This is a genomic window from Pseudomonas sp. R62, assembly GCF_000257605.1.
In the GTDB taxonomy this organism is placed as follows: Bacteria; Pseudomonadota; Gammaproteobacteria; order Pseudomonadales; family Pseudomonadaceae; genus Aquipseudomonas; species Aquipseudomonas atacamensis.
The window spans coordinates 504,172-506,109 of record NZ_JH635998.1; the positions used below are offsets into that span (position 1 = coordinate 504,172).

The window sequence follows — 1,938 nt, forward strand, 5'->3', positions numbered from 1 at the left end:
CGCTGAATTGAAAAGCATCTCTCTAGCCCAAGCTCCCATTTCTTACCTCTCAACCGGCCACATACATCGAGCGATTGTTCGGTTTAGGTGTAAATTGATTCAGGCGGGGCATATGCACCACCGTCTCTATGCTTCAGTCCTCACAGGCCCGTACGCAATACAAGCCAGCGTCTGAAACGCTCAATGCCACTATGAATCAGCCGAGACCTATAAGTCCGGCGATGACAACTATATACAGTAGAACCGGACTATGCAACGTGGCCTCATCCTCCCCTTTTGAGGATCGCCCATGCCCCTGAAACGTGCGTTCGCAGCCGTTCTGCGAGTTCTTCGCAGTCGCAAAGGGCTTTCGCAGGAAGGGTTGTCCGAAGCAGGTACTCGGACGTACCTCGCACAACTCGAAAAAGGCGAATCCGGTATTACCCTCGATAAGCTTGACCTCCTGAGCAAGGCTCTCGATACGAGCCCCCTGACCTTGCTTGCGCTCACGCTGGCCATCCGTCAAAACGAACCGATAGAGTCCGTCTTGGGCCGGCTCACCGCTGAGCTTTCGGAGCACCTGCAAACTGGCTTGATGGAGGAGCTCAAAGCGCAACTGCAAGATGACGCATTGGTGGTGCGTAAGCCCGGCAAGCCAGTTGACGAGAACAGGTTGAGACAGGTACATCAGCATAAGGCCGAAGGTTTGACTCAAAAGCAGATTGCCGAAAAATTGGGGCTGTCCAAGCAGACCGTTCACGACCTGTGGCATCGAAAATCCGATACATAGGGTCTTGGTAAGCAAGAGCAAGAGGATAGTTTTACAACATGGATAGCACAGCATGAACTGGAGCAGGCTTCGACTCGGTTGGTCGGCAGGCATCATCGCATCGATCGTTTACCTACTGCCGCATCTAAGAGATTTCTCAACCATCGTCGGCCCTTGGGCAGCCTATATCAGTCCCCCCAGCTCATCCGATGGACTGAATCCCAAATTGCTGGGACTGTGGCATGAGAAATTTCAATATCCACAGCCCAATGGTGTTGTCGGCTTCGAAGGTACTATTGAGTACTTTCGCAACAAGACATACCGAATCAATGGTCTGCTGAAGAGCACGACGTTTGCACCCTCCACTCCAGCAACCACAAGCTACAGATTCGAAGGCAATGGAGAATGGCTGGCCTCTGATGAGGAGCTGGAAACCAGCTTGATGGATGTGAGAGTTCGAGTCGTCGCCAAATCCTTAGGCGATATAAGCATCCCCACTGCCCCCTCACCCAATACTGAAGAATCCGAGATTGAACGAGGTCTGTTGCTGGCCAAGTCTCAGCGATATGACATCCGCAGCGCTGGGAAGGACGAAATCGTGCTGGAATCGAACGGTCTTTACGCTGATAGCTACGTCATCAAATTGAATCGAACCAAGCAGATGTATATGAGATAGCTGCATCTCATTCCAGCCCATCTGGCCTTCTGGAAACAGGCTACCAGAGAGTGCTCGATAGAGCTGCTACCACCAGGGCTCCACCTGATTTGATCCTCCGCGCGCTTATGAGCCCTCCTCGTCGTGCATCGCGAGTCCGCGCCGCTTACGAGGAGAGCCTATGCGTATAGGTTGGTTTTTGAGTCCGCAGCGAAGAAAGATCAAGGTGGTAAATTCCTACAATTTCAAATGCCGACGCGGGTAGCCATCACCACTCCCGCCCATGGGCAAGCTTTTCCTTGATCTCAGGGATCAGAAACGCAATCACATGGTTGTAACTCCGATCTTGCCGGTAGGCTTCGTCCATTCGCTCAAGGCCCTCGCGGATCAACTTCTTCCTCCGCTGCCAGGTCTGCTTGGCGTCTTGGTCAGCCAACAGTTGCTCGTTCGCGAACGCTCGCAGCGTCCATCCGAAGGCGAGTAAATAGCCCTTGTAGTGATCGAAGGCGGTGTTGGCCACGTTAAGGAGGCGAGG

Annotated in this window: 2 protein-coding genes and 1 pseudogene; 2 read left to right on the plus strand and 1 reads right to left on the minus strand. The window is 53.0% G+C overall.

Annotation, left to right across the window (positions count from 1 at the left end):
- Positions 1-289: 289 nt before the first annotated feature.
- Both OQK_RS03765 and OQK_RS03770 read left to right on the plus strand, forming a co-directional pair.
- Entirely contained in the window at positions 290-769 is a 480-nt protein-coding gene (locus OQK_RS03765) for a helix-turn-helix domain-containing protein (protein WP_016771188.1), read from the plus strand.
- A 52-nt stretch (positions 770-821) separates the two neighbouring features.
- Positions 822-1,424 carry a hypothetical protein gene (locus OQK_RS03770; protein WP_016771189.1) on the plus strand — a complete coding sequence of 201 codons (603 nt, stop codon included), beginning with the start codon at positions 822-824 and terminating at the stop codon, positions 1,422-1,424.
- A gap of 247 nt (positions 1,425-1,671) precedes the next feature.
- On the opposite strand, the pseudogene OQK_RS03775 reads toward OQK_RS03770, so the two are convergent.
- Positions 1,672-1,938: pseudogene (locus OQK_RS03775) on the minus strand (DUF6035 family protein); the annotation flags it as partial.